Raw genomic sequence first — 23,975 nt, forward strand, 5'->3', positions numbered from 1 at the left:
GCCACATCAGTGCCGCGGATCTGCGTGCCGAAACGCTCGGAGATCGCCAGACCAGCGGCGTCGTCCTTGGCGCTGTTGATGCGCGAACCCGACGACAGGCGCTGGATGGTGGTGGCCAGGGAGCTGCCGCTGGTGCTCAGGTTACGCTGAGCATTCAACGACATCGTGTTGGTGTTGATGACTTGTGCCATGAGGAAGGGTCCTTGAGCAGTTGCACGTGAGTTGGGTTAGCCGCCCCTGACGTGCTTCAGGGGCGTCGCATGTCAGCGCTGCAACAGGCTGAGCACGTTCTGGGGAACCTGGTTGGCCTGGGCCAGCATGGCGGTGCCGGCCTGCTGCAGGATCTGGGTACGGGTCAGTTCCGCGGTTTCCTTGGCGAAATCGGTGTCGCGGATCCGGCTCCGCGAGGCCGACAGGTTCTCCGAGGAGGTCTGCAGGTTGGCCACCACCGAGGTGAATCGGTTCTGGATCGCGCCGAGGTCGGCGCGGACGCTGTTGACGGATTCCAGCGCCTTGTCAACGATTTCCAGGGCCTGCTGGGCGCCTTCGGCCGTGTTCACATTCAAATCCTTGACGAAGCTGGCGGTTGCGCCGTTCAGGCCGCCGCCATCTCCACCGGTGGAGTCCGCCAGTCCGACATTTGCGAAGGTGGCTGCCACCGGGACCGCGCCGGGAACCGTCGATACCGGACCGGCTGCAGCGAGTTCGAAGGTCTGACCCGCTTTGACCGAGCTGAGGCTGATCACACCTGCATCGACCTTTGCCAACACACCTGTTTCGCCGATCTTGCTGTTAATGGCAGCTGCCGTCGCCGCGGAGATCGACTCGCCCGCTTTCACCGTGATGTCGCCGATGTTGACCTTGACGGCAGTGCCGCCCGGGGGGGTGACTTCGATCTGCAGCTGAGAATAGACAGAATCGACGGTGGCCTTGTCGTTCGCAGCGAGGCTGGTACCGGTGTAAACATTGGCGAAGGTTGCCGCACCGAGCGAGTCTGCCTTGGCATTGACCACGCTGTTGATCGCGATCGACTGCCCTGCGTTCGCACCCACCTGGAACAGCTGGCTGGTGAAACTGCCGTCGAGCAGCTTGGTGCCGTTGAAGTCGGACTGCTTGGCGACGCGGTCGATTTCGCTGACCAGCTGGGTCACTTCGGCCTGCAGCGCTTTACGGTCGCTGGAGGAGTTGGTGGCATTGGAGGCCTGCACGGCCAGCTCACGGATGCGCTGCAGGTTGTTGCCGACTTCGCTCAGCGAACCTTCGGCGACCTGGGCCAGCGAGATGCCGTCATTGGCGTTGCGGATCGCGACATCGGTGCCGCGGATCTGGGTGCCGAAGCGCTCGGAGATTGCCAGGCCAGCGGCGTCGTCTTTTGCGCTGTTGATGCGCAGGCCCGACGACAGGCGCTGGATGGTGGTAGCGAGCGAGCTGCCGCTGGTGCTCAGGTTGCGCTGAGCGTTGAGCGACATCGTATTGGTGTTGATTACCTGTGCCATGGGTCGTCTCCCTTATTGGAATCCCGGTGGTGAATGGAACGAAGCGCCGCCGTTTTTTTGTTTTTGGCTGTGTGCTTCGCTGTTGCCAAATCAATAACGGCGCTTTGTCAACAACCTTTAGGCGGAGATTCACGCGGATCTGCAGGGGAGGCGGAGGCGGCCCGATTTCACGCCCCAAAACGAAAAAGGCCGCGATGCTCAAAGCATCGCGGCCTTCAGGCCAACCCGGGTTGCAGGGGGGTCAGCGGATCATGTTGAACAGCGACATCGACTGCATCTGCGAGAACAGCGTCTGGGCCGCCTGCAGGGCGGTCTTCTCCAGCTGGTACTGGCTCAGTGCATCGGCGTAGTCCAGGTCGCGCATCTGCGAGAGGGTGGTCTTGAGCGTGACGACGTTCGATTCCCGCATGTCCGAGGCGTTGTCCAGCGCCTTGAGCTGGGCGCCGCCGGCGGCGCGGGAGTCGATCATCCGCTCCGAGGCGCGGGCCACGTCGCGCAGGCCGCTCTGCAGCAGGTTCTGCTGGGCTGCCTGCTGGGCGGGGGTACCGGTATCCATCTTCAGTGCGCCGATCAGCGAATCCAGGGTGCCGAAGATGTCGCGGCTGGACGCGGGGCTGACCTCGACGATATCGCCCGCGGCGGGCGCACCTTCGATGTGAAGGCGCACGCCGTTGACCACCAGGTCGTCGCCGGTCTTGAGCGTGCCGCTGGACACCACGGCGCCACCGGCATCCAGTAGGTCATAGCTGTCGGCGCCAGTGAAGCGCACGCTGAAGCCTTCTCCATTCCAGCTGCCGTCGCTGTCGCGGGTGATGTTGGTCAGCACGGCGCTGCCGGTATTGCCGGGGCTGGCCTTGCCATCCACATGCCCGTCGCCGGTGACGATGCGCATGAAGATCTCGCTGCCGGGCAGGGCGTCCTTCACGTAGGTGTCCGGGCCAACCTCCACCTCGCGCTGGTTCTGGTCGCCGTTGTAGACGATGCGGCCATCCACCTGGCTGAAGGGCGGGCTGCCGTCATCCGTACCACCGAAGAGATAGCGGCCGGTACCGTCGGTACTGTTGGCCACCGCGAGCAGATTGCCGCGGATCGCTTCGATTTCCGTGACCATCGATTGCTTGTCGGCGGCGGCCAGGCCCGGGTTGTTGGCGTAGATGGTCAACTCGGTGATGCGGCCCATCATGTCGCCCACCTGGGCCAGCGCGTTTTCCTGCAGCCCCAGCCGGTTCTGCACGTTGCCGGCGTTGAGCTGCATGCGGTCCAGCGAGGCCAGGGTGCGGTCCAGGCCGACCGCGCTGCCGGCCGAGACCGGATCGTCCTTGGCCGACACGATCTTGCTGCCGGTGGCGATCTGGCGCTCCAGATGGTTCATCTTCGCCTGCGAGGCGAGCATCAGGGACACCGACTGATTGAACATCATCCCGGTGGAAATGCGGTTGTTCATCGCGAGACGGCTCCGAGGATGGTCTGGAACATGTTGTCGGCAGTGGAGATCAGCTGCGAGGCGGCCTGGTAGGCCTGCTGCAGGCGGAGCATGTCCGAGGCCTCCTCATCCAGGTTCACGCCGGAGATCGAGTCGCGCGCGGCCTGGGCCTGGTCGGTGATCACCTGTTGCGCCATCAGCGAGTACTCCGCAGAGCGTGCGGCCGCGCCGACCTGGGTGGTCAGGCCGCCGAGCGCGCCGCTGAGCGTGACCGTGCCCGCATTGAAGGTCTTGGCCTGCTCGACCTTGGCCAGCAGCAGGGCATTGCTGTTGTCCGAGGAACCGGCCGGGGTCGGCCCGATGTTGAAGGTGTCGCCGGTCTTGGGCGCGCCGTCGAGGACAAAGCTCCAGCCGTTGGCGGTGATGGTCTGGCCGGCGGTGTAGGTGCTGGGGGGGCCGCCATCGATGGTGTATTCGGTGGCACTGATGAACACGATCGCCGCCGGATTACGCAGGGCGGCGTTGTCCGGGTCGGTCACCTTGACCCCGGTGAGCTTGCCGGTGCCGGTGTTCGCCATCGCGGCGGTGCCCTTGATCGGGGCGGCGGCGGCGATGCGCGAGGTATCGGTGATCGCCACGGCCATGCTGCCGGCCACGCCTGCGGTGGGCTGCAGCAGGAAGCGGTCGTCCTTGGCCGGCGTGCCGCTCATGACCAGCGCTACGCCGTTGAGTACCAGCGGGTCGGCTGCGGTGCCGGCGCCGGTCATCGGGATGGCGGCGCCGGTGTCGGCGCGGGTGGCCTGCCACTGGGTGCCATCGAACTTCATCACGATGTTCTGGCCGTCCAGCTTGGAGAGGTCGCCGAAGCTGGCGCTCATGCTGGCGGTGCCGACGTTGGCGCTGTTGGCGGTGATGCGTGGGTTGCCGATGGTGAAGAAGTCACCGCCCATGTTGCCGTACAGATCCGCGCCCTGGCGGTGGACGTCGTTGAAGCTGCTGGCCATGCCGATCGCCAGCTTGCCCAGTTCGGCCTGGGCCGGGGTCAGCACGGTGTCGCGGAACTCCAGCAGGCCACCGATCTGGCCACCGAGCGTCTTGCCCTCGATGGTGATCTTCTGGCCCTGGCTTTCCAGCGCCAGCTGCAGCCGCTCGGGCTGATAGGGATCGGTGACGGTGGTGACCTTGGAGGCCGTGGTGCCGACCACCAGCGCCTGGCCGCCGGCGGTGTAGACGTTCATCAGCCCGCCGTCCTGCATCACCGCGGTGCCGCCGGTGTAGCCGACCAGATTGGCGATCAGCTGGTCGCGGCGGTCGAGCAGATCCGGCGCGGCGGTCGCGGCATTGCCGCCGATCGACCCATTGAGCTGGGCAATCTCCTGGGCCAACCGGTTGATCTCGGTGGCGCCGGCGATCAGGCCGTTGTTGACCTCGCCATTGAGGTTGTTGAGCTGGGTGTTGAGCTGCTGGAAGCGGTTGGCCAGGGTCTTGCCGCTGTCCAGCATGTTCTGCCGGTCGGCACTGCCGGAGGCATTGGAGGACAGCCCGCTGACCGAATCGAAGAAGTTGGACCACACCCCGGCGACGTTGGTCGCCGTGTCGGAGAACATCGCATCCACGCGATCGGCCATGGTCGAGAGCTGCTTCAGGCGCGCCAGTTCACCGCTGCCATCGAGCAGCCGCGAGATCGCCAGCTGGTCCGCCACCCGGCGGACGTCGGTGATGCGGGTGCCATTGCCCACGTCGCCGTACCCGTAGTTCTGCGGGTCGGCCGTGGCGAAGTCCACCTTCTGCCGGCTGTAGCCCGGGGTCTTGATGTTGGCGACGTTGTGGCTGGTGGTCGCCAGGGCCCGCTGGAAAGCGAGCAGGGCGCTGGTGCCGGTGGAGAGTACGCTGGACATGGATTACCTCAACGACGGATGACACCCAGCCCGGTCGGGCTGGCGGTGCTGGCAAAGGTGCGGCCCAGGCGCTCGCCGGCATCGCTCACCGCCGCGACGGCGCGCTCGATGGTCGGGCCGCCGGCGATCGCGGCGATCTTGGCCGCGTAGGTCGGGTCGGTGGCGTAGCCGGCGCGCTGCAGCCCCTGCGCGAAGCTGCGCACGTTGCTGCCGGCCTGGAGGGCGTTCTGGTAGCGCGGGCTGGTCTTCAGCAGGCGCACGTAGTCGGCGAAGCTCTCGCCGACCGAGTTGTAGGCGCGGAAACTCGCCGTTTCGTTACGGCGCACGCCGTTGACGTATTCATGGGTGCCGCTGGTGGCACGTTCGCCCTGCCAGCCGTTGGCCTTGATCCCGAACAGATTGTGCGAGCTGTCGCCACCACTGCGCCGGACCAGCTTGCGGCCCCAGCCGGTTTCCAGCGCGGCCTGGGCGACCAGCGCCTTGGCATCCACGCCGAGTTCGCGTGCGGCCTGCTGGGCATGGCCCCAGATGCTGGCCACGAAGCCTTCCGGCGTGTGCGGGCCGAGCTCGGCGGCAGCCGTGTTGGCCGCCAGGGTATCGGCGGCGCTCGGGCCGGTGGCCGCAGTGCGGTTGACGCCGGTCCAGCGGTCATCGGCCATGGCCCAGTGGGCGCTGGCCGGATCGGTATCGGCGACTGCCGCGTAGGGATCGCTGCGGCCGATCGCCTCATGCATCTGGCTGCTTTCACGGCCGGCAATCAGGTCCAGGGCACGCTCCATCGGCTGCAGCACGGCCGACGGCTCACCACCGCCGAGCTGCTGCAGCAGGTCAACCTCGCGCGGCGCGGCCGGTGCGGTGCTGGCCGGCAGCGGCATGGCGGCGGCCGGTGCATTGAGTTGATAGGCACGCAGGGCGGCCGCCGGGTTGAGCGTGGTATCGACCGGCTTGGCCGTCTCGCCCTCGGCGCCACCCAGCTGGCGCGCGATCATGCTCGACAGCCCCAGGCCACGGCCGCGGGTCATCGCATCGGCGATCTTCTGGTCGTACATTTCGCGGAACATGGTGTTTTCGCCGGGGAACAGCGAATCGCCGAAGCTCGCTTCACGCATGCTCTTGATCAGCATCTGCGCGAACTGGCCTTCCAGCTGCCGGGCGACCTTGTCGACCTTGGCGGGGCTGTTGGGCTGGGCGGGATTGAGTTCCAGGGCCGGTTGAATACGCATGTCAGATCACCTCGAGTTCGGCGCTGAGCGCGCCGGCCTGCTTGAGGGCTTCCAGGATGGCGATGAGATCGCCCGGGGCGGCGCCCACGGCGTTCACCGCGTGCACGATTTCATCCAGCGTGGTGCCGCCGCTGAACTTGAACATGCGGCTGCCATCGTTGGTCGCGGTGATGGTCGACTGGGGCGTGACCGCCGTCTGGCCGCCGCTGAAGGCGCCCGGCTGGCTGACATTGAGGTTCTCGTTGATGGTCACGGTCAGCGAGCCATGCGAGATCGCCGCCGCACCTACGCGCACCTGTGAACCGATCACCACGGTGCCCGTGCGCGAGTTGACCACTACCTTGGCCGGCGCGCTGCCAGGGGTGAGTTCCAGGTTCTCGATGCGCGCCAGCAGGCCGATGCGTGCGCCGGGATCGGACGGCGACTGCACCGACACGGTGACGCCGTCGATCGCGCGGGCAGCGCCTTCGCCGAAGGCGTTGTTCAATGCCGCCACCATCCGCGAGACCGTGGTGAAGTCGTTCTTGTGCAGGTTCAGGGTGATGTCGCCACCACCGCTGAACACGTCCGGCAGGGCACGTTCGACGGTCGCGCCGTTCGGAATGCGGCCGACGCTGGGCACGTTGACCGAGACGCGCGAGCCATCCTTGCCCTGCACGCCGAAGCCACCCACGATCAGGTTGCCCTGGGCAATCGCATAGACCTGCCCATCGGCACCGCGCAGCGGCGCCATCAGCAGCGAGCCGCCGCGCAGCGAGACCGCGTTGCCCACCGAGGAAACGGTGATGTCGATCGGCTGGCCGGGCTTGGCGAACGGCGGCAGTTCGGCATGGATCGCCACGGCCGCCACGTTCTTCAGCTGCGGGTTGACGTTCGCGGGCACGTTCACGCCGAGTTCGCCGAGCAGATTCTTCAGGCTCTGCACGGTGAAGGGGGCCTGGCTGGTGCGGTCGCCGCTTCCATCCAGGCCAACCACCAGGCCGTAGCCGACCAGCGCATTGCCGCGCACGCCGCCGACCTGGGCCAGGTCCTTGATGCGCTCGGCGGAAGCAGGCGCAGCCAGCGCGAACACGGCCAGCAGCGCCACGATGGCGCGTGTCGTGTAGCGCGACGCCGCGCCCCATGACCAGAGGGCGCCGGTCGGCTCGAGGCGTCGCCACGCGCCCGGATCTGACCGCGCCGCCTCTGGGCACGCTTCGGCGCTTCGCTGACGGCAAATGAGGGAGAGGAAGAAAGTCATGTCAGGCTCAGTACGGCGCCAGCGCCGAGTTGAAGAAGCGGCTCAACCAGCCCATCGCATTGGATTGGGCGATCGCACCGCGGCCGCCGTAAACGATGCGGGCATCGGCAACACGGCTGGAAGGAATGGTGTTGTCCGGGAAGATGTCCGCCGCGCGTACGATGCCCTGCACCTGCACCAGCTCATCGCCGCGGTTCAAGCGCAGGTTCTTGGCACCCTGTACCACCAGGTTGCCGTTGGGCAGGCGCTGGATCACCGTGACGGTCACGCTGCCCTGCAGGCGGTTGCTCTGCGCGCTGGTGCCCTTGCCGGTGAAATCGCGCGAGCCGGCGGCACTGGCACTGAGGATGTCCTTGCCGCCCAGCGTGACCGGGGCGCCGAAGATCGTCGGCGTGCCGATGCTCAGCTCCGACTCTTTCGAGGTGGAGGTGTTGGCGGTGGTCTGCGCGGTGGTGCTCTCGGTCAGGGTGATCGTGAGCAGGTCACCGACATCGCGGGCGCGCCGGTCCGAGTACAGCTGAAGGCCCGGGCCGGCAGCGTAGATCGCCCCGGCGGTGGCCTGGGCCGAGGGCGGCATGATCGGTTCGACCGGCGCCATGGCCGGGTAGGGCCGGACATCGCCGGCGATCACGCAGCCACTCAGGGTGGCGACGATGACGGCGGCGGCGAGCAGGCGGAGGGTAGGAGCAAGACGCGACATGGCAGGTTCCCGGATCGACCGATCAGACGTTCTGGTTGAGGTAGCCGAGCATCGCGTCGGTGGTGGAGATCGCCTTGGCGTTCATTTCGTACGCGCGCTGGGTTTCGATCATCGAGACCAGTTCTTCCACCACGTTGACGTTGCTGCCTTCCAGCGCACCCTGCACCACGGTGCCCAGGCCGTTGAGGCCGGGGTTGCCGTTCTGCGCCGGGCCGGAGGCGGTGGTTTCCAGGAACAGGTTTTCACCGCGGGCCTGCAGGCCCGCCGGATTGACGAAGTCGGTCAGGGTCAGCGCGCCGATTTCCACCGAGGCGGCGTCGTCGGCCATCTTCACGCTGATGGTGCCGTCGGTGCCGATGGTGAGCGACTGCGCGCCTTCCGGAATCTGGATGCCCGGCTGCACCGGGTAGCCGCTGTTGGTGACCAGCTCGCCATCCTGGTTGCGCTGGAACGAGCCATCGCGGGTATAGGCCGAAGAACCATCCGGCATCTGCACTTCAAAGAAGCCGCGGCCGTTGACCATCACATCCAGCGCGCGGCCGGTCTGCTGCTGGCTGCCCTGCTCGAAGTTCTTGGAGGTGGCGACCACGCGCACACCGGTGCCCAGCTGCAGGCCCGAGGGCAACTGCGTCTGCGCCGAGGAAGCGCCGCCGGGCTGGCGGACCTGCTGGTACAGCAGATCTTCAAAGCTGGCACGGTCCTGCTTGAAACCGGTGGTGTTGGTGTTGGCGAGGTTGTTGGAAACCACCGACATGCGCGTCTGCTGCGCATCCAGTCCGGTCTTGGCGATCCACAATGCCTGGTTCATGGCGTCATTCCTGTGTTGTAGCGGATGGCCGCGTGGTGCGGCCCTTGCGAAGGGCAATGCATGGCGCGTGCCAGAACCGCGCCGGGATTACGTCACCGGCGATGGTCAGCCGCCCAGGCGCAGCAGGCTGTTGGCGCTGCGGGCGTTGTCGTCGCCGTGCTTGATCACCTTCACCTGCATTTCGTACTGGCGCTGCAGCTGGATCATCTGCACCAGCGCACCGGCGGCATCCACATTGCTGCCTTCCAGCTGGCCGCTTTCCAGCGACTTGCCCTGGGCCTGCACGAACGGCTGCTGCGGATCGGTGTTGCGCATCAGCCCGTCCAGGCCACGCTCCAGCCGTGCGTCGTCGGCCTGCACCACGCGGATGCGACCAACGTTGGCCATCGTCTGCGGGCCTTCGCCCAGCGGAATGATCGAGATCGTGCCGTCGTTGCCGATGTCCATCGCCTGGTGCGGAGGGATCGCGATCGGATTGCTGTTCTCATCCAGCACCGGATGGCCGCCGGCGGTCACCAGCTGGCCATTGGGCGTGATCGAGAGCGCCGCACCCCGGGTATACGCCTCACCGGCATTGGCGCCGGGTGCCTGCACGGCCAGCCAGTTGCCGGCCTGCAGCGACAGATCCAGCGGGTTGCCGGTGATCTGCTGGGCGCCCATGCGCCGGTTGAAGCCGGCGTCCACGTGCAGGGCATCCACGCGCGAGGCGTAGCCGGTCCCCTTGATCGGGAAGGCCTCGGTGTTGGCGAGCGCCTCCTTGAAGCCGGGGGTGTCGGTGTTGGCCAGGTTGTGCGAGAGCGTGCCCTGCGCCTGCAGGGAAGCGCGTGCACCGGTCATCGCGACGTAGAGTGCCTTGTCCATCGGTGTAATCCCGTGTTGCGGTCAGTGGCTCATCAACGCAGGTTGATGATGGTCTGGGTGATCTGGTCCTGCGTGGAGACCATCTGCGAGTTGGCCTGGAAGTTGCGCTGGGCAGTGATCATGTTGACCAGCTGCTCGGTCAGGTCGACCGTGGAGGCTTCCAGCGAACCGGCCTGGATCTTGCCCAGGTTGGAGCTGTCCGGCGAACCGGTACGCGGGGTGCCGGAGGCGAAACTCTCCACCCACAGGTTGTTGCCCTTGGCTTCCAGGCCCTGTGCGTTGTTGAAGGTGGTCAGTGCGACCTGGCCCAGCGGCTTGTCATCGCCGTTGGAGTAGCGCGCGTAGACGATGCCTTCCTCGGAGACGGTGATCTCGTTGAGCTTGCCGGCCGCGTAGCCGTCCTGCTGGGTGTTGCGCAGCGCGAACTTCTCGCCGTACTGGGTGGAGCCGCTGAGGTTCAGCGACATCGACAGCACGCCGGCGCCGGTGGTCGGGGTGAACGGATCCATGACGATCTGGCCGTTGGCCGGCTCGGTCAGCGCGCCGCTGTCGGAGAACTTCAGCAGCGTCGGCGTACCGGCGGCCTTGCCGTCCACGTAGTTGTAGACCTGCCACTCGTTCGGGTTTTCGGTCTTCACGAAGTACGAGGTCTGGGTGTGGCTCACGCCCAGCGAGTCGTACACGGTGATGCCGCCGGTGGAGTGGCTGTAGCTGTTGGAATCGGTCGGGTCGAAGGTACCAACCGTCGGTTCCTTGGCGTTGGCCGGCAGGGTGAAGCTGACATCGACCTTGCCGGTCTGTTTGGGCGGGCTGTCGGTGGTCAGCAGCTGCAGATCGGTCAGGCGGCCGGCATCGAAGTTGGTGCCGTCGGCATTGGGCGCGAACACCTGCAGGCGCGCGCCCTGCGGGTTGGTCACGTAGCCGGCCTGGTCGGTCTGGAAGTTGCCGGCGCGCGAGTACACGCGGGCACCGTTCATGGTCAGGGTGAAGAAGCCCTCGCCGGAAATGGCCATATCCAGGCTGCGCCCGGTCTGTTCGTTGTTGCCCTGCGAGAACTGCTGGGCGACGTTGGTCAGGCGCACGCCCGAGCCGACCGCGTTCTTGGACAGGCCATAGCTGGTGGCCGAGAACAGATCGGCGAACTCGGCGCGCGACTGCTTGAAGCCGGTGGTGTTGACGTTGGCGATGTTGTTCGCCGTGACGTTCAGATCGGCATTGGCTGCGTTGATGCCGGACAACGAGACGTTGAAGCCCATGGGATGCTCCTGTGGATGCGGGTAAGGCGGCTCAGCTGATGCGGAGCACGTAGTCGATCGGGGCCGTGCCCAGACCCTTGAGGTTGAGGTACAGGCCGTCCGTGCCGACCGTGACGCTCTCCACCGGGGCCTGCACGTAGGTGTTGAGCTTGGTCTTGGTGCCGGCGGTATCGGTATGCGAGGCGGCGATGGTGTAGGTGCCTTCGGCCATGCGGTTGCCGTTGGCGTCCTTGCCGTCCCAGTCGAAGGTGACTTCGCCGGAGGCCTTGGCTTCCACGCTGATCTGGTTGACCTTGACGCCGTTGGCATCGGTGATGTCCACCGTCACGAAGCCGGCGCCGGGGGCGGCGACCATGCCGGTGACATCGCCGTCCTTCTCCAGCGCGAGCTTCTCCGACGGCACCAGCACTTCGTGGCCGACCAGGGCCGCGCCGCGCAGGATCTGGTCGCTGGACATCGAATCCTGGAAGCCCTTGACCGTGTTGTTGAGGTCGGTGATGCCCTGGACCTGCGACAGCTGCGCCATCTGCGCGACCATCTGGGTGTTGTCCATCGGCTTGAGCGGATCCTGGTGACGCAGCTGCTCGGTCATCAGGCGCATGAAATCGGCCTGGTCCAGGGTGCTCTTTTTCTTGCTGGTGTCGCTGTTGGGCGCGTTCAGGCCCAGCGCGCTGTAGATGTCGCTGCTGTTCTGGCCAACGCCGTTGGTGCTGCTCATGGGAGGGGATTCCTGAGGTAAGAGGGTCAGCGACCCATGGTCAGCGTGGCCAGTGCCAGTTCCTTGGCGGTGGTCAGCATCTCCACGCCGGCCTGGTAATTGCGCGAGGTCGAGATCAGGTTGACCATCTGCGCGACCGGGTCCACGTCGGGCTGGTAGATGTAGCCATCGGCATCGGCCAGCGGGTGGCCCGGCTCGTAGCGCTGGATCGGCGCGGCGTTGCTCTGGCTGATTTCCTTGACCTGCACCGTGGTGATGTTCGGGTCGGTGCGGCTGGTCACCGACTGGAAGATCGGCTCCAGCGGCTTGTAGACCGCATCGGCCGAACCGGCGACGGTGTCGGCGTTGGAGAGGTTGGAGGCGATGGTGCTCATGCGCACGGACTGCGCCTGCAGCGCGGAACCGGCGATATCGAAAATGGGCAGATTGCTCATGGCTTATTGCCCCGTGATCGCGGTGAGCATGGAGCGCACCTTGGATTCAACGAAGCTCAGCGAGGCGCGGTACTCCAGCGCGGCGCGGCCGTAGGCGGCACGTTCGGCATCCGGGTCGACGGTGTTGCCGTCGATGCTCGGCTGCACGCCTTCCTTGGCGATCTGGAACGGGTTCAACCCGCCGCCGATCTCATAGTGCTTTTCACTGGTGGTCTTCAGCAGGCCGTTGCCATCCAGCCCCTGGGCATTGCGCAGGGCGGCATCGAAGTCCAGGTCCTGGGCCTTGTACCCGGGGGTGTCGGCATTGCTCAGGTTGCTGGCGATCAGCTTCATCCGCTGCTCGCGCAACGGCATGGCCTGGGCATGGACACCCAGATAGTTCGAAATCAGATTGGGCATGACGCACTCCCACGGGACGATGCCTGGGGCAGTGCAAGCGGCGTGCCAGAGGGGCGCCAGAGGGGAGGGGCCGGTGCCCGGCGGCATCATTCACGCCGGGAAAATCCACCGACCCGCAGGGCCGGGTAGATCCACGCCATGCGTGGATGCCGTCAACCCACCGGAGGAAGGGCCCCGACACCAGGGCCGGCCGCCCCTTACGCCGCCATTGCGACCTTGCGCAGGCGGTCCAGCAGGAAGTCCGCCAGCTCATGCGGGGAGTACTTGGCCACGAAGGCGTTCGCGCCGACCCGTTCGACCATCGCGTTGTTGAACACGCCCGACAAGGACGTGTGCAGCAGTACGTAAAGGCCGGCCAGCCCCGGGTGACGCCGGATTTCCGTCGTCAGGGTGTAACCATCCATCGCCGGCATCTCGATATCGGAGATCACCATGGCGTAGCGCTCGGCCGGGTTTTCGCCCGAGGCGTGGATCTGCAGCAGGTGGTCCAGCGCCTGCTTGCCGTCTGAAAGCAGGGTCGCCCCGACCCCCAGCTGGTCCAGCACGCTGCGGATCTGCTGGCGGGCCACGCGCGAATCGTCCACCACCAGCACCTGCATCGGCGGGGCATCGGGAGGCAAGGCCATGGAGGGGTCCAGCACCGCTTCGCCACGGATCTCGGCGATGTCGGCCAGCACGCTTTCCACGTCGATCACCTGGATAAGCTCACCCTGGAAGCGGGTCACCGCCGTCAGGTAGCTCGATTCGGCACCCAGTTCCGGGGGCGGATGGATGTCTTCCACCGCGATGTTGACGATGCGTTCCACGCCGCTGACCAGGAAGCCCTGGATGGAGCGGTTGAACTCGGTCACCACCAGGTAGCCCGGCGCCTTGTCGGCATCGGGCTCACGCTCGGGATGGCCGATCGCCAGGCCCAGGTCCAGCACCGGCACCGAGCGGCCACGCACATCGGCCACACCGGCGAACTGGCTGGGCAGCCCGGGCACCTGGAACAGATCCGGGCGCCGCAGGACTTCCTGCACCTTGAACACATTCACGCCAAAAAGCTGACGTCCCCCCAGCCGGAACAGCAGCAGGGCCAGACGATTGTGGCCGGCCAGGCGCGTACGCTGGTCGATGCGGTTGAGCAGGTCATGAGACATGGGCTTGGTATCGGCGGGAGCGGCGGTGACTTGAGCGCCGCGTAGAGGGCGGTTCGGCATGGGGCTTGCATCGTGCTGCGCATGTTCCTTGCCCATGGAGTGCCCATGCGATCTCTTGTCTTTGCCGCGCTGCTGCTGGCGGCGCCCGCCTGGGCGGCCGGTGGTTGGCAGCCGGTGGATAGCATCCGCCAGGCCGCGCTCGGCACCTTGCCGGCCGGCAGCGAGGGCGACACCACCCTGGATTCGGCGCTGCGCCTGCCTGCCTGCGGTCAGCCGCTGGCGGCCCAGCCGACCGGCACCAGTACCGTGGAAGTCAGCTGCCCGGATGCAGGCGGCTGGCGCCTGTTCGTGCCGGTAAAGGTGCGTCGCAACCAGACCGTGCTGATCCTCAATCGGGGCGTGGCCGCTGGAGAAACCCTGTCGGCGGCCGATATCACTACTGGCCAGCGTGATGCGGCCCGGATCGCCGGCGCCGCATTGGCCGATCCGGCCGCCGCCGTCGGCCGCGTGGCGCGCAGGACCCTCAGTGCTGGCAGTCTGCTCTCGGCCAATGACCTGGTCGCGCAGCGGCTGGTGCGCCGGGGCGACAGTGTCGCGCTGGTGTCGCGGCGGGGCGGGGTGGAGGTCCGGGTGGCCGGGCGCGCCATGGCCGATGCCGGCGAGAATGAGCGGGTCTCGGTCGAGAACCTGTCGTCCCGCAAGATCGTGCAAGGCACCGTCGCAGCCAGCGGTGACGTTTTAGTGACGCGCTGAACACGATTGTGAATACGGGCCACATTTCCCGTAAAACCTGCAATATTCCCCTAAAGATGGCGCCCGACCGGCCGTTATCCCTTGTGAACCGCATTCCCAGGACAACTCCATGAGCCAGAAAATCGACGGCAACCTGCAGGCCACCGCCCATCTGCGCAGCGTCGCTCCCGGCAACAAGCCGAGCGTCAGCACCGATGCCCCGGCCCGCCCGGTGGAAGCCGCTGACAGCCTGCGCCTGACCGGCGAAGCCACCAGCCTGCAGGCGATGCAGCGCGAACTGTCCACGGCTCCGGCGATCGACGCGGCCCGTGTCCAGGCCGTGCGCGACTCGCTGCAGAACGGCACCTACAAGATCAATCCCGACGCGATCGCCTCGCGCATGCTTGAGCTGGACCAGCAGCTGCAGGGATGAAGCTGGCGATGAGCGAGCCGCTGCAGCGCCTCAGCGATGCCTTGGACGTCGAACGCCAGGCATTGGTCGAGCATGACGTGCAGGCCCTGATCCGCGCGACCGGCGCCAAGCTGGAGGCGTTGCGGGCACTCGAAGCCGCGCTGCCGCTTGGCCAGGCCGAGCGTGTGCAGGAACTGGCAGAGCGCAACCGTGCCAATGGTGTACTGCTTTCACGGCGCCGCCGCGAGGTCAACTGGGCATTGCGCCAGCTCGGCCGCAGCGAAGATGCCGCGTCGTACGATGCCAAGGGCCAGTCGCACACGCTCAACACCCGGCGGCCGCTCGCGGTCGCCTGATCTCCCCATCTGGCGGCCCCAGGCTGCCGATGTGAACGTCACCGCGTATATTGAGCGCCTGTTTCCCGCCGCCTCGATGTGACCGTGACCGTAACTTCCGCCCTTGTCACCGCCCCGTTGCCCCCGCATCCGGTCCTGCTTGCCCTGTTTGAACGGATCAAGGAGGGCGTGCTGCTGTTCCGCGAGGATGGCAGCGTGGCCCTGGCCAATGCCGCCGTCAGCGAGATCCTCGGCCAGGCCGAGCGCGATGCCGAACTGACCCCAGCGCAATGGCTGCGCCAGTTGCTGCCACCGGATGCGCTGGAACAGGCGCGCCTCAACGGCCACTGGAACGGCAGCCTTCCGGTCGGCGAGCGCATGGTCATCGCCCATGTCTACCATCACGACGATGGCGGCCAGCGACACTATCTGGCCTTGTTCCGCCGCATCGAAGGCCAAGAGGATTACGAGCGCGAGCTGCAGCAGCGACATGCCGAACTGCGCCAGGCGTACCTGCGCCTCAACGGTACCCAGGAAAAGCTGCTGCAGTCGGAGAAGATGGCCTCGATCGGTCAGCTCGCCGCTGGTGTGGCGCACGAGATCAACAACCCGATCGGTTATGTGCACTCCAACCTCGGCAGCCTGCAGGAATACCTGCGCAGCCTGTTCACCGTGATCGAAGCCTACGAGCGCGCCCTGCGGGCACCAGATCCGAAGGCGTTGATCCCGGAAATCGATGACATCCGCCAACGCTTCGACATCGATTTCATCAGCCGTGATCTGCCGCAGCTGATGGCCGAATCACGCGAGGGCATCGAGCGGGTGACCCGGATCGTGCGCGATCTGAAGGACTTCTCGTATTCCGGCCGGGATGAGTCGTGGAAGCTGGTGGACCTGCACGCGGGCCTGGAATCCACGATCAACATCATCTGGAACGAGCTCAAATACAAGGTGACCCTGCACCGCGAGTTCGGCCAGCTGCCGCTGGTGGAGTGCCTGCCGTCGGAGTTGAACCAGGTGTACATGAACCTGCTGCTCAACGCCGGCCACGCCATTGCCGACCGCGGCACGATCCATGTGCGCACCGGCGTGGACGGCGACACGGTCTGGGTGGAGTTCGAAGACACCGGCGGCGGCATCTCGCCGGACCTGCGCCAGCGCATCTTCGATCCGTTCTTCACCACCAAGCCGGTCGGCAGCGGCACCGGGCTGGGGCTGTCGATCTCCTACAGCATCATCAACAAGCACCATGGCCGCATCGATCTGGAGAGCACGCCGGGCGTGGGCTCCAAGTTCCGGCTGGTGCTGCCGATCAAGCAGCCGCGCTGAGCCGGCAGCGGTCGCGCCGGCCGCTGGCCCGCAGTCGCGGGCTTTCAGGCAGCCTCAATCCGCGTCGACTGCCGGCAGCGCTGGCGCCGGTGCCGTGTTCGCCCGGCGCTGCTCCTCATGCGTGCGGAATGCCTGGTGGATGTGCTTGCGCAGCTCATCATCGTTCCACGGCTTGGTCAGGAACCGGTAGATCGCGCCACGGTTGATCGCGTCGGTCACGGTGTTGAGGTCGGTGTAGCCGGACAGCACCAGGCGGATCGTATCCGGGTAGAGCATCTTCACCCGGCCCAGGAACTCGGTGCCGCTCATGTCGCTCATGCGCTGATCGGACAGGATCACCTGCACGTCGTTGATGGCCAGTAGATCAAAGGCATCGCGCACGTTGCCGGCAGCCAGGATGCGGTAACCGTCGCGGCGGAACAGGCGCACCAGCGAACGCAGCACGTTTTCTTCGTCGTCCAGCAGCAGCAGCGTGCGGTCCGGACGGGTTTCTGCGAAGGCCTCCGGACGCAGGTAACGGCGGCGCAGGGTCATGCCGGCGGCATCGGCCGACATCGGCTCACCGAACAGATAGCCCTGGAACACATCGCAGTCGTTGCGGCGCAGGAAGCCGAGCTGGGCCTGCGATTCCACGCCGTTGGCGATCACGGTCATGCCCAGCTGGTGGCCCATGGCGATGATCGCGCGGGCGATCGCGGCCTCGCGGTTGCCGGCCGGCGCGCTCTTGATGAAGCTGCGGTCGATCTTGAGCTTGTCCACCGGATACCGGACCAGCGCGCTGAGGCTGGAATCACCGGTGCCGAAGTTGTCCAGGCTCAGGCTGATGCCTTCGTTGCGCAGGTTGACCAGCGTCTCGTGGACGAAGTTGACGTTGTTGGTCAGCGCGCTTTCGTTGATCTCCAGCGTGAGCATGTGCGCCGGCACGCCGGCGGCCTGCAGCAGCGACATCACCTCGGCGAAGAAGTTCGGGCGCAGCAGCTGCAGCGTGGACACGTTCACCGCGATGGTGAAATCGTCGAAGCCCTGGTCGCGCCACAGCTTGGCCTGTTTGAGCGCGCCTTCCAGCACCCAGGTGCCGATCTGCACGATGATGCCCAGGCGTTCGGCGGTGCGCATGAAGCGCTCCGGCACCAGCATGCCCAGCGTGGGCGATTGCCAGCGCAGCAGTGCTTCCATGCCGACCACGTGGCCGTCGCGGGCGCTGACCAGCGGCTGGTAACGCAGCTTGAGCTCGCCATTGGGGATCGCGTCGACAATCTGGCGCGCGATGATGCTCTCGCTGTGCGCGCTGGACGGCGTATCCACGGCGTGGATGCGCACCGCATTGCCGCCTTCGCGGGCGGCCTGGTACAGCGCGTCTTCGGCGTGGTCGAGCAGGCGCGAGACACCGGTGGCGTGCTCCGGGCACAGGCTCACGCCCAGCTTGCCGGTCATGAACAGCGTGTACGGCAGCACCGACAGCGGCAGCTCCAGTTGCTGGCGGATTTCCTCGGCCAGGTCCTCGGGCAGTGGCATGTCGGCCGTACGCGGCACGGCCAGCAGGAATTCATCGCTGCCGTGGCGCCACAGCTTGCCGCGCCCGCGCAGGTGGTGCTGCAGGCGCTGGGCGACCAGCACCAGCGCCTGGTCGCCGACCTCGGCGCTCATGTTCTCGTTGACCGAAGCGAAGTGGTCGATATCCACGTGCATCAGCATCAGCGGCGTGCCGCCGGAGGCGGCCTCGGTCACCATCGCCTGCAGTTCGGGGTTGCCGGCGCCCAGGCGGGGCGGGGCGTCCTCGATGCTGACCAGGGGCAGAGAAGGGTTCCACATGAGCTCAGTGTTCCAAGGTGTCGTGAGCCGTCGCGCCGGTGGCGCGGTACGGCAGGTAAAGGTCGATCAGGGTACCGGCGCCGTGCGCCGATTCGATGCGCAATGTGCCACCCACGCTCTGCGCGCGCTCGCGCATCACGATCAGTCCCAGCCCGCGCGGGCCGTCCGGGTCGAAGCCCTCGCCATCGTCGCGCACCTGCAGGTGCAGGCCGTGGTCGTCCACATCGCGCAGGTGCAGGTTGACCTGGCTGGCGCGGGCATGGCGCAGCACGTTGGTCAGGCTTTCCTGTGCGATGCGGAAGCACGCCTGTTCGATGTCGCCGGCCGGGCGCCGGGGCAGGGACTGGATGTCCGGCAGCAGTTCGATCGCCGCCGAGCGGAACAGCACGCCGGCCTGCCAGCGCAGCGCCGCTTCCAGACCCAGCGCATCCAGCTGCGGGGGGCGCAGCAGGGTGGAGATGTCGCGCAGCTTGCCGACGGTCGCATCGGCCAGCTGGATGATCTGGGCCAGGTCTTCATCGCGGCGGGCGGCGTCCTGCTCGTCCTGGGCGGCGTAGGCAGACAGTTTCATCGCGGTGATCGCCTGGCCGATATCGTCGTGCAGATCGCGCGAGATCGCCCGGCGCTCGTCCTCCTGCAGCGAAAACAGCCGCCCGGCCATCGCCTGCAGCTCACGGTTGCTGGTTTCCAGCGCCTCGCGGATGCGCTCGGGCTCGCTGAGGTCGCGCACGATCAACAGCTTGCAGTTGCGCCCGCCGTAGCGCACATCGCCAACGGCCAGGCCGGCCTGGAACGCCTGGCCGTTGAAGCGGCGCATGCCGATCACTTCGCCAGCCCCCGCGCTCTGCAGGGGCAACTGGGCGAACAACTGCGCCCGCACCCGGGGCAGGTCGTCGTCGGTGACGAGCGCGGCCAGCGGCTCGCCGAGCAGGGTGTTGTGGCCGTAGCCGAACTGGGTGGCCGCGCAGGCATTGGCGTACAGCACGTGCTCCTCGGACAGGATCACCACGCCATCAGGCAGTACCCGCACCAGCTCGCGGAACTGTTCTTCGCGCTCACGCAGCAGGCGGCGCGACTGCTCGCGTTCGGTGACGTCCTGCAGGGTGCCCAGCACGCGCGGGCGGCCGGCGTCGTCCTGGCCGCTCTCAGCGCGCAGGTGCACCATCAGGGCGCGCCCGTCCATCGCCAGCAGCGGCAGCAGCACATCGATCTGCACGGGCTCGCCGGAGCTCATTTCCTGCAACAGCTGTTCGCTGAGCGCCGCCGTGGCCGGATCGGCCGGCACCAGCAGCTCATCGAACCGGTGCCAGTGCCGGGCTTCGGGTGCGCGCCGCCCGAGCAGGCGATACACCTGATTGGCGTAGCGGCCCAGGCCGGTGGCCGGATCGATCTCCCATGCGCCGATGCGCGCCATCTCGTGCGCTTCTTCCACCCGGGCCAGCGCCTGGTCGCGGCGCAACAAAGCCTGGTCTTCGCGGGTGCGGTCGATCGCGATCAACAGACGCGCGCGGCGGCCGCCGTAATCGATGAAGTTGCTGCGCATTTCCATGCGCCGGGTGCTGCCGTCGCTCAGGCGCAGATCGGCGGTGATCACGCACAATTGCTCGGGATTGGCGCGGATGTGATCCAGCTTGGCCTCCAGCATGGCCTCGTGGCCGGGCGGCCACAGCGCGGTGATCGGCATCGCGGTGAAGGTCTCGCGGCTGAAGCCGAAGAAGCTGGCCGCGGCCGGGTTGACGTCCAGGATGGCCAGCGACTCCAGATCGTAGACCAGGATCGGACCGGGATTGCCTTCGAACATCTGCCGGTGGCGCGTTTCCGAATTCTCCAGCCGCGCGTGGGTGTGCAGCACGTGCTGGGCCAGCGGGCGCAGCAGCAGATAGATCAGTGCCGCGCTGGCGACCACGAAGAACGTGCCCTTGAGGGTCTGCCACTGCGCGGCCGTCTGCAGATCCGAGGCCACCACCTTGACCGCCGCGTCGCTGCTAAGGATCCACACCATGGCCAGTACCAGGTAGGCCACGACCACACGCCAGCGGTCCCGGCGCAGATCGCGTGCCAGCGGGGTCTCGGCAGCGGGTTCGGAAGGGCCTGGCAGGTGGGTCGACATGGGGCAGGGCGGGGCCAATCGGACAAGGCGAGTGTCATCTTACCTGCCCCGGGCGAGGATGCAGGACGCCAGGGAACTCAATAAACCGCAATCTCCGCCGTTAACGATTGCGTTCCCCGGTTGTCGGGTGCGTTATCGGAGTTACAGGGCGTGGACCAAGGGATTATCGCGAGTCTGCTGCAGCACCCATTGGCCTCGGCGCTGGTGATCCTCGACCGTGCCGGTCGCCCGATCGCTGCCAACCCGGCCGCGCGTGAGCATGGCCTGCCTGCAACGGTCGCCGCCTACGGGGAGGTGCTGGAAGACCTGCGCCTGCTCGCCGCAGATGGCGGGCTGGTGCCCTGCCAGCTTCCCGGCGGGCCCGGTGGGCGTTTCGATGGCTGGATGCGCGCCGTGCACGATCCGGATGGGCACCTGCTGGCCTTCACCCTGAGCGTGCCCGAGCCGGTCGCCGCCTACGCGGGCAGCCGCTGGGAGGTGGCCCTGGACCATGCCGGGCACGGGCTGTGGGACTGGGACCTGCCCACTGACAGCGTGCGCCGCTCTCGGCGCTGGGACGGCCAGCCCATCGAGGAGTCACACAGTCACGCCAAAGGTGTCAGCGCGCTGCTGGAGAACGTCCACCCGGACGATCAGCCAACGGTGCGTGTGGCGATGGATGCCCACCTGCGCGGCGATAGCGAGGCCTATACCACCCAGTTCCGTGCCCGCCACCCCAACGGGGAGTGGCGCTGGGTGCTGGACCGCGGCCGCGTGGTCACCCGCACGGCCGACGGCCAGCCGCTGCGCATGGTCGGTACCCACACCGACATCCAGGCCCAGAAGCAGATGGAAGCCCAGCTGCGCGAGCAGCAGGTGCACCTGCGCGAAGCCCAGCGCATCGCCAGCATGGGCAGTTGGTCGTGGGATCCGGAGGCGCGCCAGTTCTGGTGGTCGCCCGAGTTCCGGGCGCTGCTGGAGACCGGTGACGCACCGCTGCACGGCCGCCGCCACTGGCTGCGTCAGCTGGAGCCGCACTCCCGCGGCCGGCTGCGTGGCGCCTGGCGCCGGATGTGGCGCGATGGCGCGGCCACCACGCTGGAGCTGGAGCTGATCCGTGACAACGGCGGCGCGCTGCACCTGCGCGTGTGGATGCAGCCGTTGATCGGGCCGGACGGGCGGATCCAGCGCCTGCTCGGCCAGGTCCAGAACATCACCGAACAACACCAGACCGATGCGCTGATCCGCTGGCGCACCGAGCTGCTCAACCGCGTCTCCGCGCTGGGCCGCATCGGCGGCTGCGAGATCGAGGTGGGCACCCGCCACATGCAGTGGACCGAGGAGTGCTACCGCATCCACGGCCTGCGCAAAGAGCCGATCAGCCTGGACCAGGCGCTGAGCCTGTACACCCAGGACTCGCGCGACGCCTTCGAGGCCGCGCTGCTGCGGATCGCCGAAGGCGGGCTGCCCGAGCAGCTGGACCTGTGTTTCTACCGGCAGTCCGGGCTGCGCATCTGGGTGCAGGTGCTGATCGAACTGGACCGCCGCGACGGCCTGCCGACCCGCTTCGTGGTGCTGTTCCGTGACATCACCCGCGAGCGCGAAGCCAACGAGCGCATCGAGCTGCTGGCGCATTACGACCTGCTCACCGGCCTGCCGAACCGGATGCTGCTGCGCGAGCAGACCGCCGACGCCATCGAGGTGGCGCGCGATCGTGGTAGCCCGCTGGCGATGCTGTTCATCGATCTGGATGGCTTCAAGACCATCAACGACACCTTCGGCCACGCCACCGGCGATGCGCTGCTCAAGGCGGCCGCCTCGCGCCTGCACCAGAGCCTGCGCAACAACGACCTGTTCGGCCGTTTCAGCGGCGACGAGTTCATCGTGGTGCTGCGCGACCTGGCCGCCCCGGAAGATGCCGGGCATGTGGCACGCAAGCTGATCGCCTCGCTGGCCGAACCACTGCACCGCGGCGAGAGCACGCTGAAGGTCGGCGCCAGCGTCGGCATCGCGATGCTCGACGACAGCCGCCAGGATTTCGAATCGCTGCTGCGCGCTGCCGATGCGGCGATGTACGCGGCCAAGGAAGCCGGGCGCAACACGTACCAGTATTACAGTCAGGACGCGCTGGCCAAGATCCAGCGCAAGCTGGAGATCGAGCACGCGCTGCTTGGCGCGATCGAACGCGAAGAGTTCACCCTGGCCTACCAGCCCCTGATGCATGCCGAGAACGACCAGCCCCCGGCGATCGAAGCGCTGCTGCGCTGGCATCGCCCCGGCATCGGCTACTGCAGCCCGGCCGAGTTCATCCCGATTGCCGAAAAGTGCGGCGAGATCGTCCGGATTGGCGACTGGGTGCTGGCCGAAGCCTGCCGCCAAGCCGCCGCGTGGGATGCTGCCGGCCTGCAGTTCGATCGCGTGGCGGTGAACGTTTCAGCCGTGCAGCTGCGCGACCGCGGTTTTGCCGAGCGCGTGATCGACATCTGCCACGCCCACGGCTGGCCGCCGCAGCGCCTCGAACTGGAGCTGACCGAGTCCGCCCTGATCCGTGACACCGAGGTGCTGCGTCATTGCTTCGATGTGCTGGAACGCCACGGCGTGCCGTTGGCGGTCGACGATTTCGGCACCGGTTTCTCGAACCTGCATTATCTCAACCGCTTCCCGGTCGGCCGGCTCAAGATCGACCGTAGCTTCGTGCAGGGCATGCTGCACGATGCCGGCACCGCCGAAGTCACCCAGGCGATCGTGCACCTGGGCCACGCGCTGGGCATGAAGGTCGTGGCCGAAGGCGTGGAGACCGAGCAGGAAGAGGCGATGCTGCGGCGCCAGGGCTGCGATGAGATCCAGGGCTACCTGTACTCGCGGCCGCTGGCGCCGCGTGATCTGGCGCAGTGGTTGAAGCTGGGCACCCAGACGCCGCCACGCGAGAGTTATGCGGCGGTGACGCAAAGCGTTTGAGGGCGGCCGACGTCGGCCTGTGCGGGTGCCCGCCTGACCTGACACGGTGCGTCAGGCGGGGGTGCCAACGGCGTCGCCAGCCTCACATCCATTGAACGCGGCAAAGCGGTGGAGCGCCCACCTGCAATCGACCCTCCCCGCGGCGGGCCTTGCAGTCGATCCTCGCCACCAGCGTGTCTCACAACGGGATGGGCGGGCAGCAATAGCCGAGCGTACGTTTACGTTCGGCTGTGCAGCATTCGATCCGGTAGTAGTCGCGCATCGGCAGGCTCACGCCAGGCAAGGCGGGAGGATATCCATGTTGAATGCCTTTCGCGGATCCGCGACGGAGCAATTGTGCGCCGGTAACTGCGTCGATACAGGCGGATCGGGGAGGCGTGGCGGATGCCGCGCCTTCAGCGCACAGCAGCACCAAGATCATCACCGCTCAAGCCCAGATCCCACGCCAGGCCGGCGAGGGCAGGGTCGATGGCGGGTGGCAGTGCGGCAAGGGCGGGCGAGGGTCGCTTGGCCAGCTGCGCCAGCTCCTGCTGGGCAAGCTGCTCCAGCCGGGCGATCAGGGCGCGGCCCTGCAGTGGCGCTGCCGCAGCGGCAGGTGCGGCAGCGAGCGTGACGGCGTCACTGCCCGGCACCGCCGGCTCCAGCTCGGCGGGGACAACAGATGCAACGGACAGCATGGACGCGTTCAACATCAGGTAATCATCTGCAGC

General features: G+C 67.0%; 22 protein-coding genes. 5 read left to right on the plus strand and 17 right to left on the minus strand.

Annotated features, from left to right (window positions below):
* From AC1DIQ_RS04800 to AC1DIQ_RS04865, 14 genes are all read right to left on the minus strand, one after another.
* Positions 1-191, minus strand: a 191-nt coding sequence (locus AC1DIQ_RS04800; protein WP_161771950.1) for a flagellin N-terminal helical domain-containing protein, incomplete at its 3' end; no start/stop codon positions are given.
* 72 nt (positions 192-263) lie between these two features.
* Positions 264-1,496 (minus strand): flagellin, encoded by a 1,233-nt coding sequence (locus AC1DIQ_RS04805; protein ID WP_282259465.1) that lies wholly within the window; start codon positions 1,494-1,496, stop codon positions 264-266.
* Between the two features lie 241 nt (positions 1,497-1,737).
* Positions 1,738-2,940 (minus strand): flagellar hook-associated protein FlgL, encoded by a 1,203-nt coding sequence (gene flgL / locus AC1DIQ_RS04810; protein WP_152150774.1) that lies wholly within the window; start codon positions 2,938-2,940, stop codon positions 1,738-1,740.
* Positions 2,937-4,817 (minus strand): flagellar hook-associated protein FlgK, encoded by a 1,881-nt coding sequence (flgK, locus tag AC1DIQ_RS04815; RefSeq protein ID WP_282259469.1) that lies wholly within the window; start codon positions 4,815-4,817, stop codon positions 2,937-2,939. Before flgK ends, flgL begins: the two co-directional genes overlap by 4 nt.
* Before the next feature lie 8 nt (positions 4,818-4,825).
* Positions 4,826-6,040, minus strand: a complete 1,215-nt coding sequence (flgJ, locus tag AC1DIQ_RS04820) for a flagellar assembly peptidoglycan hydrolase FlgJ (RefSeq protein WP_121036758.1) — start codon at positions 6,038-6,040, stop codon at positions 4,826-4,828.
* 1 nt (position 6,041) lies between these two features.
* Complete coding sequence (locus tag AC1DIQ_RS04825) at positions 6,042-7,130, minus strand: flagellar basal body P-ring protein FlgI (protein WP_152150831.1); 1,089 nt, start codon at positions 7,128-7,130, stop codon at positions 6,042-6,044.
* Between the two features lie 157 nt (positions 7,131-7,287).
* Positions 7,288-7,980 carry a flagellar basal body L-ring protein FlgH gene (gene flgH / locus AC1DIQ_RS04830; RefSeq protein WP_070471594.1) on the minus strand — a complete coding sequence of 231 codons (693 nt, stop codon included), beginning with the start codon at positions 7,978-7,980 and terminating at the stop codon, positions 7,288-7,290.
* A gap of 22 nt (positions 7,981-8,002) precedes the next feature.
* The gene (gene flgG / locus AC1DIQ_RS04835; protein WP_102788470.1) at positions 8,003-8,788 is read right to left on the minus strand and encodes a flagellar basal-body rod protein FlgG; all 786 of its coding nucleotides are present in this window, start codon (positions 8,786-8,788) and stop codon (positions 8,003-8,005) included.
* Between the two features lie 105 nt (positions 8,789-8,893).
* Positions 8,894-9,649, minus strand: coding sequence for a flagellar basal body rod protein FlgF (locus AC1DIQ_RS04840; protein ID WP_121036760.1), 756 nt, complete (start codon positions 9,647-9,649; stop codon positions 8,894-8,896).
* A 32-nt stretch (positions 9,650-9,681) separates the two neighbouring features.
* Entirely contained in the window at positions 9,682-10,905 is a 1,224-nt protein-coding gene (gene flgE, locus AC1DIQ_RS04845) for a flagellar hook protein FlgE (protein WP_461769794.1), read from the minus strand.
* A gap of 31 nt (positions 10,906-10,936) precedes the next feature.
* A complete protein-coding gene (locus AC1DIQ_RS04850) occupies positions 10,937-11,623 on the minus strand; it encodes a flagellar hook assembly protein FlgD (RefSeq protein ID WP_121036762.1) in 687 nt (228 codons plus the stop codon).
* Between the two features lie 26 nt (positions 11,624-11,649).
* Complete coding sequence (gene flgC / locus AC1DIQ_RS04855) at positions 11,650-12,057, minus strand: flagellar basal body rod protein FlgC (protein ID WP_088435081.1); 408 nt, start codon at positions 12,055-12,057, stop codon at positions 11,650-11,652.
* Between the two features lie 3 nt (positions 12,058-12,060).
* Positions 12,061-12,456 carry a flagellar basal body rod protein FlgB gene (gene flgB / locus AC1DIQ_RS04860; protein ID WP_152150781.1) on the minus strand — a complete coding sequence of 132 codons (396 nt, stop codon included), beginning with the start codon at positions 12,454-12,456 and terminating at the stop codon, positions 12,061-12,063.
* A 197-nt stretch (positions 12,457-12,653) separates the two neighbouring features.
* Positions 12,654-13,598, minus strand: coding sequence for a chemotaxis protein (locus tag AC1DIQ_RS04865; RefSeq protein WP_070471614.1), 945 nt, complete (start codon positions 13,596-13,598; stop codon positions 12,654-12,656).
* A 105-nt stretch (positions 13,599-13,703) separates the two neighbouring features.
* Between AC1DIQ_RS04865 and flgA the strand changes: the two genes are divergently transcribed.
* From flgA to AC1DIQ_RS04885, 4 genes are all read left to right on the plus strand, one after another.
* Positions 13,704-14,351, plus strand: a complete 648-nt coding sequence (gene flgA / locus AC1DIQ_RS04870; protein WP_179458976.1) for a flagellar basal body P-ring formation chaperone FlgA — start codon at positions 13,704-13,706, stop codon at positions 14,349-14,351.
* A 109-nt stretch (positions 14,352-14,460) separates the two neighbouring features.
* A complete protein-coding gene (gene flgM / locus AC1DIQ_RS04875) occupies positions 14,461-14,763 on the plus strand; it encodes a flagellar biosynthesis anti-sigma factor FlgM (protein WP_088435084.1) in 303 nt (100 codons plus the stop codon).
* 2 nt (positions 14,764-14,765) lie between these two features.
* Positions 14,766-15,098 carry a flagellar protein FlgN gene (locus AC1DIQ_RS04880; protein WP_183073736.1) on the plus strand — a complete coding sequence of 111 codons (333 nt, stop codon included), beginning with the start codon at positions 14,766-14,768 and terminating at the stop codon, positions 15,096-15,098.
* Positions 15,099-15,182: 84 nt separating this feature from the next.
* The gene (locus AC1DIQ_RS04885) at positions 15,183-16,406 is read left to right on the plus strand and encodes an ATP-binding protein (RefSeq protein WP_121041042.1); all 1,224 of its coding nucleotides are present in this window, start codon (positions 15,183-15,185) and stop codon (positions 16,404-16,406) included.
* A gap of 54 nt (positions 16,407-16,460) precedes the next feature.
* Here AC1DIQ_RS04885 and AC1DIQ_RS04890 read toward each other — a convergent pair whose 3' ends face one another.
* Together AC1DIQ_RS04890 and AC1DIQ_RS04895 are read right to left on the minus strand one after the other, a co-directional pair.
* On the minus strand, positions 16,461-18,218 hold the full coding sequence (locus AC1DIQ_RS04890) for an EAL domain-containing protein (RefSeq protein ID WP_121036766.1): 1,758 nt from the start codon (positions 18,216-18,218) through the stop codon (positions 16,461-16,463).
* Positions 18,219-18,222: 4 nt separating this feature from the next.
* Positions 18,223-20,328: a sensor histidine kinase gene (locus AC1DIQ_RS04895; RefSeq protein WP_478049517.1), complete on the minus strand. Its 2,106-nt coding sequence runs from the start codon at positions 20,326-20,328 to the stop codon at positions 18,223-18,225.
* Between the two features lie 150 nt (positions 20,329-20,478).
* On the opposite strand from AC1DIQ_RS04895, the gene AC1DIQ_RS04900 reads away from it, so the two are divergent.
* Complete coding sequence (locus tag AC1DIQ_RS04900) at positions 20,479-23,265, plus strand: bifunctional diguanylate cyclase/phosphodiesterase (protein WP_478049518.1); 2,787 nt, start codon at positions 20,479-20,481, stop codon at positions 23,263-23,265.
* 395 nt (positions 23,266-23,660) lie between these two features.
* On the opposite strand, the gene AC1DIQ_RS04905 is transcribed toward AC1DIQ_RS04900, so the two are convergent.
* Positions 23,661-23,957, minus strand: coding sequence for a hypothetical protein (locus tag AC1DIQ_RS04905; RefSeq protein ID WP_461769799.1), 297 nt, complete (start codon positions 23,955-23,957; stop codon positions 23,661-23,663).
* Between the last annotated feature and the right edge of the window lie 18 nt (positions 23,958-23,975).

It is taken from the genome of Stenotrophomonas sp. 05L413 (assembly GCF_056397945.1).